A 15,207-nucleotide genomic window follows, 5' to 3' on the forward strand; every position below is an offset into this window, starting at 1 on the left:
CGGGCCGTAACCCTCCAGATGGGCCGGTTCGTCGTTGAGACCCATCAGACTGAACACCGGGACCGTGATGTTCACCGAACCGCGGATGCCCTTGCCGCGGCCCGAGGGCGTCACCCCGTCGAGGATGAGGTCCTCGAACACGTCCGCCTTCAACTGGGTCAGGGTTCGTTCCTCCTCCTTGCTCTGCAGGCTCAGGGCCATCAGCGTCACCCGTTCGTACGCGGCCTGCGCCTTCTCCGCGCTGGCGTAGAAGGTGAGCGACGCCATCCCGTCCGGCTCGGGCTCGAAGAACACCGCCCGATCCTTCACCGACTTCTGATGCCGGGCCTTGATCGTCTCCGGGTGCCACCGCTCCCGCAGAATCCGGGCGTTGTACTTCAGCTTCGACGCGGTCAGCGTGCCCGCCGATTTCAACACGGCCGCTTCGAATTTCACCCGCCCTTCCGCGGGCACAGACCAGGCCTGATTGNCCCCGACGCCAGCGCCGCCCGGGTCGCCGGGAGATCCACGGCCAGGGCCCGGCTCTCCGCGACCAGGTTCTCCGCCATGCGCTGCGGCACCCGGATCGTGCAGGCCAGCTCGCTCGAGAACTCCCGTTCGGCGACCTCACGTGCGTCTCGCCGGGCCCCCGGCACCCGGGCATTGTGGTGGGCGATGGCCTGCCCGAATCGGCGGGCATCCTCGACCCGTTCGGCCCGCCGGGCGAAGGCCTCGGCGATGTCGCGTTCTGCCTCGGCGATGGCGTCGAAATGCCGGCCCATGGCCTCTCGCTCTTCGAACACTGACGGCTTCATGAGGACCACGCTAGAGGCGGCCACCGACACTGCACCGGCATCCGTGGAGACTGTGGATAAGCCGATCAAACCCACATTGTGGAGGACGAGCCGAGCCCCTTCAGCCTCCGGCCGGATCCCGCCCTCAGGGGCGACGCAAGTGGTCGACGGGCATCATGACCAGGGGCGCGCGCAGCGCCACGAGCTCCCGCGCGTGCTCGTCGAGCCGTTTGTCCTCGGCCGTGATCAGCGTCAACGGCTCCACCGGTTCGGCGTGCCCGTCCGCGCCGATCGCGACGAAGATGCTCATGCACTGCGTCGTCAGCTGCAGGTCGTGCGGGGTGCGGGGGCTGCCCGAGCGCACCCGGATGCTGATGTGCATGTTGCGCTTGCCGGTATGGATGAGGCGCGCGTCCACCTCCACGATGTGGCCGATGTGGATCGGGCGGTAGAAGTGGATCCCCCCGGAGTAGACCGCGACGGCCGTCTCCGAACTCCAGGCCGCTGCGGTCGCGAAGGCGGCCTCGTCGATCCAGCGCATCACGGTTCCGCCGTGGGCGTTTCCGCCCCAATTGGCGTCGGCCGGAGCCGCCAGAAAGCGGAACACCGTTCGCGGCGTCGTGCTGTCATCGGTATATTCCTGAGCGCGCATGACGGTCTGAATGCGCTTGCGTGGCTCGAGGCGGGCCTGGGCGTTGAGTTGCAGCTCGCGGTCCACGTCGGAGTGCGGGGTCCACTTCGGCACTTCCTGCGGCCTTCCGGCGTCGTCGACGGCGACGAAGACGAGGATGCAATGGGTCGCCGGACTATATTCCCGGGCGCGTACATCCGTCGTTTCGACCGTGACGAGCACGTGCATGCTGGTGCGCCCGGTGTGGATGATGCGGGCGTGAACCTCGACCAGGTTGCCCGGCTTGATGGGTTGGGTGAAGTGCACGTTCCCGACGTAGGCGGTGACGGTGTCGGACGCGCTCCAGCCCACGGCGCAGGCGTACGCGGCCTTGTCGATCCACTCGAGTACGCTTCCGGCTGCGACGGTCGCGCCTGAGGCCGCGACGTCCTGGGGCACGGCCATGAACCGGAGGGTGATGCGGTCCTCATGGCGTGAGGCGTCTGCCGCCTCGGGGGACACGGGGGGTGTGGTCACGGGAACTCCAAGGGAAGCGGGTCGGGGCCTCGCTCCACACTTTCATACTTGGGGACCCGCGGGCTGACGCCGTTCCCTGTTCTGCAGTCGGAAGGTGAGGAGGAACAACACGAGGGCGCAGGTCTGAAGGATGCCGACGATCATGACCAGCCACGGCACCTGGTCGTAGAGGGCGCCGGCCAGCACTCCGCCGATCAGGGCGGACGCCCCCGCGAAGGCGGCGAAGACCCCGTAGGCCGTGCCGCGGTGCCCGTTCGGCACGAGGTCCGCGATCAGCGCCTGAACCGTCGATTCCTGGATGCCGGTCGCCGCACCCCAGATGAGTGCGCCGGCCAGCACCGCGCCCGCCTGGACCGACAGGGTCAGTCCGGGAACCAGCACCACCAGCAGCGGCAGGACCAGCAGCACCCGGGCGCCCGCCGCGTCGTAGGCGTAGCCGCTGACCAGGGCGGCCAGGGCCGCCGCTCCCATCGCGGCCGCGTAGATCAGCGGCACGGTCGCTAGCGGCACGATCGCGACGTCCGTGAGGTGGAATGAGATCACCCCGAAGCCGACGAGCCCGACCGTGGAGACGCCGACCGCCGCGGCCAGAAGGTAGAACGAGAGGGGAAGCCGGGGCCCGGCGGCCGGGTCCCGGTGCGCCTGGTCCGGATGCCCCGCGTCATCCGGGTCATCCGGGTCTGCCAGGTCCTCCGGGTTCGCCCGGTTCGCCCGGTTCGCCCGGTCTGGCCAGTCTGGCCGATCGGGATTCGGGGCGACGCTCTCGTTGCTCTCGTTGCTCTCGTTGCTCTCGTTGCTCTCGCTGCTCTCGTACACGTTCGTGTCCGGCACGCGACGGCGTGTCCAGAGCAGAATGCCCAAACCGGCGGCTCCGGGGATCGCGAGCACGGCGAAGGCGGGCCAGAGCACGGTCGTGACCGTGATGACGGCCCAGGCGAGTAGCGGCCCGAGCAGGGACCCCAGTTGGTCGAGCAGCTTGTGCACCCCGAAACCGCGGCCGCGGCCGACGGCGCTGGCCGCATTCGCGAGCAGCACGGTCTTCGCCGGGCTCCGGATGGCCTTGCCCGTGCGGTCGCCGAGAATCAGCGCCGAGGCGAGCAGCAGGCCGGCCCCGCCGACGAACGGCGTGACGGCCAGCAGCGGAATGCAGACCGCGGTGAGGGCGTAGCCGGCGATGGCGAATCTCCAATACCGGCCGGATTTGTCGGACCAGGGCCCGGAGACCAGCCGGAGCGCGAGGGCGACCGCCTCTCCGAGGCCCGTCACGACCCCGACGATCAGCGCCGACGCACCCAGCTGTCCCAGCAGCGCCCCGGTCAGCGAATGGCCGCCCTTTGATGCCAGATCTATAACCAGGCTGACGATGCCGAGGTTCACCACGACCCGCCACGCGGACCAGGCCGGACCGGCGCCGGCCGCGGGCTCAGCACCGGGCGCCGCGCCCGCGGCAGCCCCGGCGTTGTCGGTCGAACCCGGCGTGGACATCATCCTCTCCCCCCGGGCCGGCGTCCCGGCCCATCGGCGTCCCCACCCGGTCGGCGGCCCGACCCAGTCATCCCGACCGTGTCGTCCTCACCCAGCAGTCCCCACCATTGTCGCCGACCCGCGTGCCAGCGCAAGGGGCGTGCGCCTCGTCCGCGACTCCGGATCCGCGCGTTGCGCGGTTGCGGCCCGGGGCTGCCGCCTCCCCCGAACCAATTCGACGGAGATTTTGCCAGAATCGGGCCAAAACAAGCCGAAACGGTGTTTTTAGAACAAAACTTCCGTCGAATCGGTTCGACGCCGGACCGCGTGGTCCGCCCGCGGGCGGGCTTTCGGCTAGCGGTGCTCGAGGTGCCAGGTCAGCACCTCGACGACGAGGTCGTGGTCGTCGCGCTGGGCCAGCCCGGAGACGCCGACCACGCCGATCAGTGAACCGCGCACGCGCAGGGGGAAGGCTCCGCCGTGCGCGGCGTGCGTTCTCGGGTCGAGATTCGAGTCGGTGGCGAAGTCGCGGGAACCCGCGCGGAACCGCGTCCCCACGGCGAAGGACGAGTTGGCGAACCGGCGTACGACGCGGAACTTGTTCTCGAGCCAGCCGTCGTTGTCGGCGCTGGAGCCGGGCAGGGCCCCGTGGAAGACCCGCTGCTCGCCGAAGGTGATCGACACCGTGATCGGATGCCGGCGCGCCGTTCCCAGCTCGACCAGCCGCGAGCCCACGATCCAGGCGTCCCCCAGGTCGAAGGAGTCGAACTGGAGGGTGCGTTCCTGCTCCAGGAGCAGGGGGAGGAGGCTCGCGGCCTCCGAAGCCTTCGTCATCGCATGCCTTTCGAGTGCCATCCGGGGTCTGGCCAGTCTTCCACTTGCCGCCCGCTCCTTTCCGCTCCCGTCCATTCAGCAAGGCAGACCGGTGCCCGAGTTGGTTGGTCCGATGCCGTGACATATCGACAACCATCGATACACTGGACGTACCGTCATCACGGACAAGTCGTCCCCCACGATGTGCGGACCAGGAGTTGATGCACCATGGCACACATCGAGATCTTTGAACCGGGACTCTGCTGCGGCACCGGAATCTGCGGCGTCGACGTCGACCAGGCTCTGGTCACCTTCTCGGCCGACATGGACTGGGCCCGCGCCAACGGCGGCGACATCGCCCGGTTCAACCTGGCCCAGGAGCCGCTCGCCTTCGTGGAGAACGAGGTGGCCCGCCAGTTCCTGCACACCGTCGGCCAGACGGGCCTGCCCATCGCCCTGGTCGACGGCGCCACGGTGCTGACCGGCCGCTACCCCTCCCGCGCGGAGCTGGCCGGCTGGGCCGAGCTCACCGGCGACGCGGCCAGCCACCTGGCTGCCGTGCAGCCCGAGGGGTCCAGGCGCCTCCTGGCCGTGGCGACGGCGACGGCGACGCCGGCCACGACCTCGGGCAGCGCCTCCGCCCAGAAATTCGGCGACTCCGCTGCCCAGACCGACTCCGCTGCCCAGACCGACTCCGCTGCCCAGACCGACTCCGCTGCCCAGACCGACTCCGCTGCCCAGACCGACAGCGCCGCCCAGACCGACAGCGCCGAAGCGGGTTGCTGCGGCACCGGCGGCTGCTGCTAGGACTTCGCCATGACAACGCTCCGCTTCCTCGACCAGGCACCGCGCTTCCTCTTCTTCACCGGCAAGGGCGGGGTGGGCAAGACCTCCATCGCCTGTGCGAGCGCGGTGCGGCTGGCCGAGGGCGGGGCATCCGTTCTGCTGGTGAGCACCGACCCCGCCTCCAACGTGGGCCAGGTCTTCGGGGTCTCCATCGGCAACACCGTGACGGCGATCGACGCCGTGCCCGGGCTGTCGGCCCTCGAAATCGACCCGGAGCAGGCGGCCCAGCAGTATCGGGAGCGCATCGTCGGCCCGGTGCGCGGGCTGCTTCCCCCGGCCGAGGTGGCCTCGATCGAGGAACAGCTCTCCGGTGCCTGCACGACCGAGATCGCCTCCTTCAACGAGTTCACCGACCTGCTCACGGATGCCGCGTGGACGGCCGCCTACGACCACATCCTTTTCGACACCGCACCCACCGGGCACACCATCCGGCTGCTGCAGCTGCCGGGCTCCTGGACCGACTTTCTCACCGAGGGCACCGGAGACGCCTCCTGCCTCGGCCCGCTGTCGGGCCTGGAGAAGCAGCGCGCCGTCTACGCCGAGGCCGTCGCGGCCCTGGCCGACCAGGCCCGCACCCGGCTCGTGCTCGTGGCCCGCGCCCAGACCTCGACCCTGACCGAGGCCGCCCGCACCCACGCCGAGCTGGCCGGTATCGGCATGGCCCGCCAGTACCTCGTCGTCAACGGCATCCTGCCCGACGGGGTCGACGGCGGCAGTGGCGAGGGCGGCAGTGGCGGCGAGGCCGTGGCCGACCCGTTGTTCGCGGCCATCCGCGCCCGCGAGCAGCAGGCCCTCGCTCAGATGCCCGACGCGCTGAGGGCCGCGCCCACGGACTACGTGGCGCTGAAGAGTTCGAACATGGTCGGCCTGGCCGCCCTCCGCGGCCTGCTCGAACCCGAGGTGCTCCCGGCCGCGGGGCAGGGCGAGCACGCCGCCCCCTCGGCGGCCCTCCCGGATTCCCCGCTGTCCGCCCTGGTCGACGAGATCGCCGCCGGCGGGCACGGCCTGGTGATGCTGATGGGCAAGGGCGGCGTGGGCAAGACCACCCTGGCGGCATCCGTGGCCGTGGCGCTCGCCGCTCGCGGGCTGCCGGTGCACCTGACGACGACCGACCCGGCCGCCCACCTCACCGACACCCTGGCCGGCGGGGCGGGTTCCGCGGAGGTCCGGTCCCTCGTCTCCTCCTCCCTCAAGGTCTCTCGGATCGACCCGGCCGCCGAAATCCAGCGGTACACCGACACCGTCCTGCGCACCAAGGGCGCCCACCTCGACGAGCAGGGCCTGGCCATGCTGCGGGAGGACCTGCGGTCACCCTGCACCGAGGAGATCGCCGTCTTCCAGGCCTTCTCCCGCGTCATCCGGGAGGCGAAGCACAAGTTCGTGGTGATGGACACGGCGCCCACCGGCCACACGCTGCTGCTGCTCGACGCAACCGGGTCGTATCACCGCGAGATCCAGCGCCAGCTGGGCGGCACCGTGCACCTGACCACGCCGATGATGAAGCTGCAGGACCCGGAACAGACCAAGGTGATCCTGGTCACCCTCGCCGAGACCACGCCGGTACTCGAGGCCGCCGAGCTGCAGGCCGACCTGGAGCGCGCCGGCATCACCCCGTGGGCCTGGGTCGTGAACAACTCGCTCGCCGCCGCGGCACCCGCCTCGCCGTTGCTGCTCGCGCGGGCCCGGAATGAGCTGCCGGAGATCGAGCATGTGCAGGAGAAACGCGCCGCCCGCCTCGCCGTGGTACCGCTGCTGGCCGACGAGCCCGTCGGCATCCCGGCCCTGCTCGCCCTGGCCACGTCCCCGCTTCCCGCCGCGCTTCCTGCCGTAACCCGACCGTAGCCGCGGTAACCGCGGCCCCCGCAGCCACCACTGGGTCACCGCCGGGACCCCGCCGAGCCCCGCCGAGCCGTGAGTTGCGCCCCACTTTTTCGTGAAAACAGGAGCCATGCTCACGGCTCGGCGAACCGTTTGGGCTGCCCGGGACGCCAGGGCCCGGAACGCTAGGGCTGGAGCGGGCGCGCGGCGCGACCGGCGAGGGCCCGCCGGACGGACCAGACGACGATGACGCCCGCGAGGACCATGGTGGCCAGGCCGAGCCCGGAGTAGCCCACGGCGCTCAGCACCAGGCCGGCCAGGGCGCCGCCGAGCGCGCCGGCCGCGTTCATCGACAAGTCGGAGAACCCCTGCAGCGCCGCGCGGTCGTGCACGCCCACGGACTCGGCGATCAGGGCGGAACCGGCGACGACGGATGCCGACCAGCCCAGCCCGAGCAGGATCAACCCCACCGTCATGGCGGTCTGGGATTCCCCGGCCAGCCAGAAGATGGTCAGAGAAGCCAGCAGCAGCGCCTGTCCGGACAGGATGACGGGCAACCGTCCGACCCGGTCGGCGAGAGCGCCGAAAACGGGGGAGAGGGCGTACATGCCGGCCACGTGCAGGCTGATGGTCAGCCCGACGACGGTCAGGGTGGCGCCGTGGTCGCGCAGGTGTACCGGGGCCATCGACATCAGGGCGACCATGGTGGCGTGGCTGAGCGCGATCACGGCCACGGCGAAGCGGGCCTGGGAGTTGGTGCGCACGATGGCGAGGCCGCCGCGCTTGATCGGGGCTGAGGCGTCGACGCCCCGGGCCGCCAGGGCGGTGAGCAGGGGGTCCGGACGCAGCCCGACGGTGTACACCAGCGCCGCGCCGACCGTGGCGAGCAGGGAGAACGCGAACGCGCCGGTCAGCGGCGGCAACCCGAGGGCCGAGCCCACCACCTCGCCGGGGCCGAAGAGGTTCGGGCCGAGCACGGCGCCGATGGTCGTCGACCACACCACGATGGACAGGTCGCGCGCCCGGAACTGCGTGCTGGCCAGGTCGGTGGCGGCGAAGCGGGCCTGCAGGTTCGTGGCAGAACCGGCGCCGAGGAGCATCAGGGCGAGCAGCAGAAGCGGGAAGGTGTCGACCGCGACCGCCGTGATCGCCAGCACGGCGCCGGTGCCCGCGATCAGAGAGCCGGCGGCCAGGGACCGGCGACGGCCGCGCGATTGCGCCAGGCGGGCCAGCGGAACGGCGACCAGGGCGGCGCCGAGGGTGCTCATGGTCGCCGCCATGCCGGACCAGGCGCTGGACCCGGAGAGCTGGGCCGCCAGGAGCGCGCCGAGGGACAGGGTGGCGCCCATGCCGATGCCGCCGAGGATCTGGCCGATGATGAGCACCCTGACCACCGCGCGCTGCATCGGGCTGTGGTCAGCCGGACCGCTCACGGGTTCGGCCACGGCGCTCGACGGCAGGGCCGCATCCTCGCTCAGGATGTGAAGGTCTTCCGCAACTCGGATCCCTTGAAGGGCTTGCCCGCCAGGGGAGCGAGGAGGCAGAAATCGAAGGCGCCCGCGGCAATGAACACGGCGCCCAGAGCGGCGAGCAACCACCACCATCCGCCGAGGATCGCGGCCAGTATGACCAGAACGACGCCCGCGATGATGCGAACCCATCGACCCGCGGTCGATCCGAGGAACTGAATGACAGCCATCAGGCACTCCCTTGATAAGTGTTCCCAGCATACCCCCGGGGGTACACGGATGTTTCCGATCAGGCCGTGGCGATGAGGAGTGTGTCGAGGGCGTAGCCGGCGCCGTCCCCGGGGGCTTCCGGGTCGGTGGCCAGGTCGCGCCGTATGGTCTCGCAGCGTACGATCCGCGAGGGATCGACGGCCGAGCGCAGCAGCTCCGGGGTGTACAGGATGCCCGGGTCGGCCGGCCCTGGAGCCCCGGTGCCGATGTTGGTCCGGTCGTGGCCGAGCACGAGCAGGTGCCCGCCGGGGGAGAGCCACTCGGCGGCGCGGGACAGCACGGCCCGCAGGGCGTCTTCCTGCAGGTGCAGGTAGATCACCGTGACCAGGTCGAAGGTCTCGCCGGAGGGGGCCCAGGTGGTGGCGTCGCCGACCTGCCAGTCCACCGCCACGCCGCTCTCGCGGGCATGCTCGGCGGCCTGGCCGATGGCTTCGGCGGAGAAGTCCACGGCGGTGACGTTCCAGCCCCTGGCCGCCAGCCAGATCGCATTGCGGCCGTCGCCGGTCGCCAGGTCGAGCGCGCGTCCGGGCGCCCACGGGGTCACGGTGTCCTGCACGATCTGCGCCGGAACGGCGGACCAAAGCCGGCCGGGCCGGCCGCCCTGAGCCTCCCGGGCGAGGCGGTAGCGGGTGTCCCAGTCGTTGGCGTCCATCGTCGTGTCCCTTCGGGCGGCATCCATTCGGTGGCACGGATGCCGGCAGCAGCCAGTTTCGCACAGCCACCCGGGTCAGCGGGAGAGGGCGGCGAGCTCGGCGCGGGTGGAGGCGCCCACCTTGCGCAGCAGGTTGGCGACGTGGAACTTGACCGTGTTCTCGCTGATCGAGAGCGTTTCGGCGATCGCGCGGTTGCGTGCCCCCGAGGCCACCAACTCGAGCACGCCCTTCTCGCGGGGGCTGAGTCCCCAGGCCGCGGCCGCGGTGAGCGGCGCGAGCGGCACATCGAGGGGGAGGGTGACGGCCATCTCCGAACCCCAGCCCGTCGTCGCCTCCACGCGCAGGCTGCCGAACACGTCGGCCACCCGGCTCGCCAGCCGGCTGACACTGGGGCTGTCGGGGGTGAGCTCGCCGGCGCCGTCGTCGCGGATGTGGATCAGCAGGTTGCTGCCGTCGCAGTCCCAGTGCACCCGCACGCGGGTGACGCCGGGCTGCTCGACCAGGGCGAGCACGGCTCCGCGCACGATCGCACGGGCGGCGTGGGCCACCTCGCCCGGGAGGGCGCGGCCGTTCACCGGCGGCTCGATGAACTGCACGTCGAGGCCCCCGAACCGCACCAGCGGGCGCAGGTCGTCGCGCAGTCGTTCGAAGGCCCGCGCCACGGGCTCCTCGGAGAGGGACCGGTCCCGGTCGGAGACGGCGCGCAGTTGCACCATGGCCTTCGCCGCCAGGTCGATCGCGGTCTGCCGGGCCGACGCGTCGCTCGTGCTGCTCGAGCGAAGCACGGCGAGCAGGGACTCGAGGGTGGTGGCCTGGGCGTCGGTGAGGTCGGCGATCACGCGGGCGCGTTCCGCGGCCGCCGAGCGTGAATCCCACGGTTCGATCGGGTGGGTTGGAGGCGCACTGTTCATGAGGAAAGCCTACCCACGAGGGACGCTGCCACCCGAACGGGCAGGTTACCCGCTCGTTCGGTGGGCCGCAGACCCGTCCGAAAGAGTAGACGATGAGGTAATGCCCACACGCACCACCGTTCCTCTCCGCGTGACGGATTCCCTCGCCGCCATCGCGGCCGAACAGGCCGACGCCATTCGCCGGTTCCTGGCCTCGGACGTTGCCGCCGGCACGGCCTCCGGCGGCCCTGCGTCGGTAGAGTCGGCCGCTGCGGAGCTCCGCGCCGCCCGCCGCGTGTTCGTGCTCGGGGCCGGCCGGTCCGGCCTGGCCCTGCGCATGACCGCGATGAGGCTGATGCATCTGGGGCTGGAGGTGCACGTGGTCGGCGAGGTGACGACGCCGGCCATCGCTGCCGGGGACGTGCTCCTGGTCGCGAGCGGCTCCGGCAGCACGGCAGCGATCGTGCGGGCCGCCGAGACGGCGACGGCAGCCGGCGCGCGGGTCACCGCGATCACGACCGCGCCCGCTTCACCCCTCGCAGCGCTGGCCGCTGTGACCGTCGTCATCCCCGCCGCGCAGAAGCAGGACCACGGCGGCCGGCTGTCGATCCAGTACTCGGGCGGCCTGTTCGAACAGGTCGTGGTCGTGCTCGGCGACGCGATCTTCCACAGCCTGTGGACGGCATCCGGGGCCACCGCCGACGAGCTGTGGCCCCGGCACGCGAACCTCGAATAGCCCCTTTCCCACCCTCCCCGCACCCATCCAGATTCACCCCGAACCGGAAAGAAGACCATCATGAAGCTTCAAGTCGCCATGGACGTACTCACCACGGATGCCGCCCTCGAATTGGCCGCGAAGGTCGCCCCCTACGTCGACATCATCGAGCTCGGCACCCCGCTGATCAAGGCCGAGGGCCTGCGGGCCGTGACCGCCGTCAAGACCGCGCACCCGGACAAGACCGTCTTCGCCGACCTCAAGACGATGGACGCCGGCGAGCTCGAGGCCGACATGGCGTTCACGGCCGGCGCCGACCTGGTCACGGTGCTCGGCACGGCCGGAGACAGCACCATCGTCGGAGCGGTCGCCGCGGCGACCAAGCATGGCAAGGGTGTCGTCGTCGACTTGATCGGCGTCGCCGACAAGGTGGCCCGGGCCCGCGAGGTGACCGCGCTCGGCGCCGCCTTCGTCGAGATGCACGCGGGCCTCGACGAGCAGGCCGAGCCCGGCTTCTCCCTCGCGACGCTGCTGAACCAGGGCGAGACCGCCCGGGTACCGTTCTCCCTGGCCGGCGGCGTGAGCGTCGCCACCATCGCCTCCGTGCATCGCGCCGGGGCGAAGGTCGCTGTGGCCGGCGGTGCGATCTACGGCGCCGAGGACCCCGCCGCCGCAGCGGCCGCCCTGCGCGCCGCCATCATCTAGCGGGCCTTCGTACCCGACGCATCGGCTCACCGTTCGAAAGCGCGACGCCCGTGCAGTCACGCAAAAAGCACCCTCGTTCTGGGAACGACGGTGCTTTTTGGTGGTGACGCTAGGCGGGCGGGCGGGTTGGGCGGATCGAACGGTAGGGCGGAGGTCAGCCGAGGAGCAACTTGGCGAGCTGGTCGACGGAGTAGACGGTTGCGGTCGCGCCGACGGCCTCGGTGGGGGAGCCGTAGCCCCACTCCACGAGGATGGTCGGGACGCCGTGCGCGGCAGCCCCCTCGGCGTCGTACCGGCGGTCGCCGACCATGACGGGAGTGGCGAGGTCGGCCCCGACCGTGCCGAGTCGCGACAGCGCCTCTTCCACGATGTCGGCCTTGGAGCTGCGGGTCTCGGTGTCCGAGGAACCGACCATCGCGGTGAAGTACTTCCCCAGGTCGAAGTGCTCGAGCACGGCGACGGCGTGGTGCTCCGGCTTGCTGGTGGCGAGGGCCATCGGGATCTTCGCCTCGTGGATGCGCTCGAGCAGCCCGGCGACGCCAGGGTACACGGCCGTGTCCAGCATCCGTTCCTGGTAATCGGCGCGGTACACGGCGAGAGCCTCGACGGCTTCATCGGGGGTCATCCCGGCGTATTCGCTGAACGCGGCCAGCAGGGGCGGGCCCACGTAGGAGAGCAGTTCGGTGTCGGTGGGAACCGGACGACCGAGAAGTGCGAAGGTGCGAGCGAGTGAGTTGGTGATGGCCGGGGCGGAATCGGTGATCGTTCCGTCAAGGTCAAAAAGTATGGCACTCCAGGTGCGAGTCAATGTCGATTTCACTCGCTAATACTAGGGGGCCCAGCCGCAAACGCCTGCACGAATTAAAAAAGTGAGCCCGCCAGCCCTAGAAGAGCCGGGACTGGGTGTCGTCGAGTCCGCGCATGGCGTCGTAGTCCAGAACGAGGCAGCGGATGCCGCGATCCTCGGCCAGTGTGCGGGCCTGCGGCTTGATGATCTGGGCCGCGAAAACCCCGGCCACGGGGGCCAGATGCGGGTCGCGGTTCATCAGCTCGAGGTAGCGGGTGAGCTGCTCGACGCCGTCGATGTCGCCGCGTCGTTTGAGCTCGACGGCGACCGATCCGCCGTCGGCGTCCCTGGCCAGGATGTCGACCGGGCCGATCGCGGTCATGTACTCTCGGCGCACGAGGGTGTGACCGTCGCCGAGCAGGTGGATGTGCTCGGCCAGGAGTTTCTGCAGGTGCGCTTCGACGCCGTCCTTGATCAGCCCGGGGTCGATCCCGAGCTCGTGGGCGGAGTCGTGCAGCACCTCGAAGATGCTCACGATGAGCTGGTCGGCGGTCTTGGCGTGGGTGACCGTCCAGACCGCGGTGACGCCGGCATCCGTCTGTTCGTCGTCCGGCTCGGTCAGGGCCAGGCTGCACGGCGGGCTCATCCAGTTGAGCGGCTTGTACGAGCCGCCGTCAGAGTGCACGAGCACACTGCCGTCCGACTTGAGCAGGAGCAGGCGGGTGGCCAGCGGCAGATGCGCGTTCAGCCTCCCGGCGTAGTCGACGGAGCATTTCGCAATCACAAGGCGCACCGTTCGAGCCTAACCGCGCCGGGGCATCCGTTCGCCCACCCGGACGCCCCCGTGCGCCCCACCCGTGCGTCCCACCCGTGCGTCCCGCCCGCCGCTCCCGCCCGCTCCGGGTGAACCAATTCGACGGAGATTTTGCCGATCTGGGCCCCAAACGGCCCAAAACCGGCTTTTTACAGCAAAATCTCCGTCGAATTCGTTAGGAGACGGGCGCGGTGGGCGAGGCGGGCGCGTAGCTGCGCTCGCGCGCGGCGGGCGCGGCCAGGCCGGCCAGCACCATCAGGGCGAGGATCAGGTAGAGAGCGTTGAGGATGCCCCAGGCCTGGCCGAGCAGGCCGAGCACGGGCGGGCCGACGAGAAAGGCGAAATAGCCGATCATGGCGACCGCGCTCACCCGCGCCGCGGCATTCTTCGTGTCGTCGGCGGCCGCCGACATGCCCACCGGGAAGCCCAGCGAGGCGCCCAGCCCCCAGAGGATCGCACCGGCGTACAGCGTCCATCCGCCCGGCGCCAGAATGAACAGGATCAGCCCGACGATGCCCACCAGCGCGGATACCCGCAGCACCGGCACTCGGCCGAACCGGTCCAGGATGGGGCCGCCGACGATGCGGCCGGCGGTCATCGCGCTGACGAAGACGCCGAAGACGATCGCGCCCTCGGTGTTGCTCAGGCCGTGCCCGTCGACGGCGGCCAGCGCCAGCCAGTCATTGGCCGACCCCTCGGCGAACGTCATGCCGAGGACGATGGTTCCGATCAGCAGGATCTTCGGGTCGCTCCAGACCGACAGGCTCGCGCGCAGCCGGGCCCGCCAGCTCGGGGCGGGGGCTTCGGCCCCTCGCAGCTCGTCGCCCAGTTCGGGCCGCTGCGGGATCGAGCGCACGCCGATGACGGCCGTGGCCAGCACGAGGATCGAGATCGCGGCGAGGTGCCAGAACACCGGCAGCCCCACGAAGGACGCCCCGGCGCCGAGGAGGGCGCCGATGACGGTGCCGAAGCTGAAGCAGGCGTGCATCAGCGGCATCAGGGTCTTGCCGATCTCGCGCTCGACCGCCGCCCCCTCGACGTTCATCATGACGTCGAGTGCTCCCATGCCGATGCCCACGAGCGCGAGACCGGCGAAGACCAGCCCGGTCGACGCCAGCAGGCTCGCCCCGACGCCCACGGTGACCAGCCCGACTGTGGACAGCGCCACGCTCAGCACCATGGCGCGACGGGCGCCGAAGCGGGCCAGCAGCGTGACCGCGCCGAGCAGACCGACCACCGACCCCCCGGACAGCCCGAAGATGACGATGCCGACCTCCGCGGTCGAGAGCTGCAGCCCGTCCCGCACGGCCGGGATGCGGGACATCCAGGTGGCCAGGGACAGGCCGCTGATCAGGAAGATCGCGAACACGGCGTTGCGCCAGGCGAGCAGGTCGCGGCGGGCGGCGTGGGCGACGGATGTTCCGGCGGCGCGGGCAGGCTGGGGCACGAGGGGTCCTGTTGATCAGAGAGGCAAAAAGAATGAGGGACTACCAAACTATCAACCCGTTGTACCGGCCCAGTCGGGCCCCAGTGCGGCTAGATCGTGAAGCCCAGGGCGCTCATCATCTCCCGGCCGTCGGGGGTGATCTTCTCGATGCCCCACGGCGGCATCCAGACCCAGTTGATCCGGAAGGCGTCGACGACGCCGTCCAGGGCGATCCCGGTCTGTTCCTCGAGTACGTCGGTCAGCGGGCAGCCGGCCGAGGTGAGGGTCATGTGGATGATCAGGGCGTTGTTCTCGTCATCCCAGCCCAGGTCGTAGATCAGCCCGAGGTCGACGATATTGATGCCGAGCTCCGGGTCGATCACGTCCTTGAGGGCCTCCCGCACTTCTTCGAAGCGCGCCGCGCCCAGCGTCGACTCCGCCGGCTGAACGAACTCCATCGACGCCACGCCGGCCGTGTCCGGGCTCAACTGGCCACCGCGGCGCTCTGGTAACGGTCATAGCCTTCGTCTTCGAGGCGGTCGGCGAGTTCGGGGCCGCCCTGCTCGGCGATCCGGCCGTCGACGAACACGTGCACGAAGTCCGGCTTGATGTAGCGC

The 15,207-nt window shown here is 70.6% G+C and carries 15 protein-coding genes and 2 pseudogenes; 4 read left to right on the forward strand and 13 right to left on the reverse strand.

The features are described from left to right. The 4 genes and pseudogenes from E3T42_RS01960 to E3T42_RS01985 all read right to left on the reverse strand — a co-directional run. Positions 1–435: pseudogene (locus E3T42_RS01960) on the reverse strand (DUF222 domain-containing protein); the annotation flags it as partial. A 483-nt stretch (positions 436–918) separates the two neighbouring features. Further along, positions 919–1,920 carry an acyl-CoA thioesterase gene (locus E3T42_RS01970; RefSeq protein ID WP_241975772.1) on the reverse strand — a complete coding sequence of 334 codons (1,002 nt, stop codon included), beginning with the start codon at positions 1,918–1,920 and terminating at the stop codon, positions 919–921. A 42-nt stretch (positions 1,921–1,962) separates the two neighbouring features. Then, positions 1,963–3,408, reverse strand: coding sequence for an MFS transporter (locus tag E3T42_RS17170; protein ID WP_241975773.1), 1,446 nt, complete (start codon positions 3,406–3,408; stop codon positions 1,963–1,965). A gap of 330 nt (positions 3,409–3,738) precedes the next feature. Beyond that, positions 3,739–4,218, reverse strand: coding sequence for a heme-degrading domain-containing protein (locus E3T42_RS01985; protein ID WP_134365795.1), 480 nt, complete (start codon positions 4,216–4,218; stop codon positions 3,739–3,741). 207 nt (positions 4,219–4,425) lie between these two features. On the opposite strand from E3T42_RS01985, the gene arsD reads away from it, so the two are divergent. Next, positions 4,426–5,004 (forward strand): arsenite efflux transporter metallochaperone ArsD, encoded by a 579-nt coding sequence (arsD, locus tag E3T42_RS16930; RefSeq protein WP_194088230.1) that lies wholly within the window; start codon positions 4,426–4,428, stop codon positions 5,002–5,004. 9 nt (positions 5,005–5,013) lie between these two features. Beyond that, entirely contained in the window at positions 5,014–6,885 is a 1,872-nt protein-coding gene (gene arsA / locus E3T42_RS01995; RefSeq protein WP_134365797.1) for an arsenical pump-driving ATPase, read from the forward strand. A gap of 161 nt (positions 6,886–7,046) precedes the next feature. Here the strand turns inward: arsA and E3T42_RS02000 are convergent, their stop codons facing one another. The 4 genes from E3T42_RS02000 to E3T42_RS02015 form a co-directional block, all read right to left on the reverse strand. After that, on the reverse strand, positions 7,047–8,294 hold the full coding sequence (locus tag E3T42_RS02000; RefSeq protein ID WP_370261471.1) for an MFS transporter: 1,248 nt from the start codon (positions 8,292–8,294) through the stop codon (positions 7,047–7,049). Positions 8,295–8,335: 41 nt separating this feature from the next. Beyond that, positions 8,336–8,560: a DUF2892 domain-containing protein gene (locus E3T42_RS02005; RefSeq protein ID WP_134365798.1), complete on the reverse strand. Its 225-nt coding sequence runs from the start codon at positions 8,558–8,560 to the stop codon at positions 8,336–8,338. A 59-nt stretch (positions 8,561–8,619) separates the two neighbouring features. Continuing rightward, a complete protein-coding gene (locus tag E3T42_RS02010) occupies positions 8,620–9,252 on the reverse strand; it encodes a bifunctional 2-polyprenyl-6-hydroxyphenol methylase/3-demethylubiquinol 3-O-methyltransferase UbiG (protein ID WP_134365799.1) in 633 nt (210 codons plus the stop codon). Between the two features lie 75 nt (positions 9,253–9,327). Then, entirely contained in the window at positions 9,328–10,164 is an 837-nt protein-coding gene (locus tag E3T42_RS02015) for a LuxR C-terminal-related transcriptional regulator (protein ID WP_134365800.1), read from the reverse strand. A gap of 100 nt (positions 10,165–10,264) precedes the next feature. On the opposite strand from E3T42_RS02015, the gene hxlB reads away from it, so the two are divergent. Beyond that, a complete protein-coding gene (gene hxlB / locus E3T42_RS02020; protein ID WP_134402375.1) occupies positions 10,265–10,879 on the forward strand; it encodes a 6-phospho-3-hexuloisomerase in 615 nt (204 codons plus the stop codon). A 60-nt stretch (positions 10,880–10,939) separates the two neighbouring features. Further along, positions 10,940–11,563 carry a 3-hexulose-6-phosphate synthase gene (gene hxlA, locus E3T42_RS02025; protein WP_134365802.1) on the forward strand — a complete coding sequence of 208 codons (624 nt, stop codon included), beginning with the start codon at positions 10,940–10,942 and terminating at the stop codon, positions 11,561–11,563. 154 nt (positions 11,564–11,717) lie between these two features. On the opposite strand, the gene E3T42_RS02030 is transcribed toward hxlA, so the two are convergent. The 5 genes and pseudogenes from E3T42_RS02030 to sufC form a co-directional block, all read right to left on the reverse strand. Beyond that, entirely contained in the window at positions 11,718–12,383 is a 666-nt protein-coding gene (locus tag E3T42_RS02030) for an HAD hydrolase-like protein (protein ID WP_241975774.1), read from the reverse strand. Between the two features lie 64 nt (positions 12,384–12,447). After that, positions 12,448–13,143 (reverse strand): endonuclease NucS, encoded by a 696-nt coding sequence (gene nucS / locus E3T42_RS02035; protein WP_134365803.1) that lies wholly within the window; start codon positions 13,141–13,143, stop codon positions 12,448–12,450. A gap of 196 nt (positions 13,144–13,339) precedes the next feature. After that, positions 13,340–14,611 carry a sugar MFS transporter gene (locus E3T42_RS02040; RefSeq protein ID WP_241975775.1) on the reverse strand — a complete coding sequence of 424 codons (1,272 nt, stop codon included), beginning with the start codon at positions 14,609–14,611 and terminating at the stop codon, positions 13,340–13,342. Positions 14,612–14,700: 89 nt separating this feature from the next. Continuing rightward, positions 14,701–15,048, reverse strand: coding sequence for a metal-sulfur cluster assembly factor (locus E3T42_RS02045; protein WP_134365808.1), 348 nt, complete (start codon positions 15,046–15,048; stop codon positions 14,701–14,703). 26 nt (positions 15,049–15,074) lie between these two features. Then, positions 15,075–15,207 (reverse strand): annotated as a pseudogene (gene sufC, locus E3T42_RS17175) (Fe-S cluster assembly ATPase SufC); the annotation flags it as partial.

Source organism: Cryobacterium sp. TMT4-10 (genome assembly GCF_004403275.1).
Lineage (GTDB): Bacteria > Actinomycetota > Actinomycetes > Actinomycetales > Microbacteriaceae > Cryobacterium > Cryobacterium shii.

Bases quoted from the DNA above. Each gene is read 5' to 3' on its own strand.
- E3T42_RS02005 (WP_134365798.1), bottom strand. From the start codon at position 8,560: ATGGCTGTCATTCAGTTCCTCGGATCGACCGCGGGTCGATGGGTTCGC.
- hxlB (WP_134402375.1), top strand. From the start codon at position 10,265: ATGCCCACACGCACCACCGTTCCTCTCCGCGTGACGGATTCCCTCGCC.
- hxlA (WP_134365802.1), top strand. From the start codon at position 10,940: ATGAAGCTTCAAGTCGCCATGGACGTACTCACCACGGATGCCGCCCTC.
- E3T42_RS01985 (WP_134365795.1), bottom strand. From the start codon at position 4,218: ATGACGAAGGCTTCGGAGGCCGCGAGCCTCCTCCCCCTGCTCCTGGAG.
- arsD (WP_194088230.1), top strand. From the start codon at position 4,426: ATGGCACACATCGAGATCTTTGAACCGGGACTCTGCTGCGGCACCGGA.
- E3T42_RS02015 (WP_134365800.1), bottom strand. From the start codon at position 10,164: ATGAACAGTGCGCCTCCAACCCACCCGATCGAACCGTGGGATTCACGC.
- arsA (WP_134365797.1), top strand. From the start codon at position 5,014: ATGACAACGCTCCGCTTCCTCGACCAGGCACCGCGCTTCCTCTTCTTC.
- E3T42_RS02010 (WP_134365799.1), bottom strand. From the start codon at position 9,252: ATGGACGCCAACGACTGGGACACCCGCTACCGCCTCGCCCGGGAGGCT.
- E3T42_RS02045 (WP_134365808.1), bottom strand. From the start codon at position 15,048: ATGGAGTTCGTTCAGCCGGCGGAGTCGACGCTGGGCGCGGCGCGCTTC.
- E3T42_RS17170 (WP_241975773.1), bottom strand. From the start codon at position 3,408: ATGATGTCCACGCCGGGTTCGACCGACAACGCCGGGGCTGCCGCGGGC.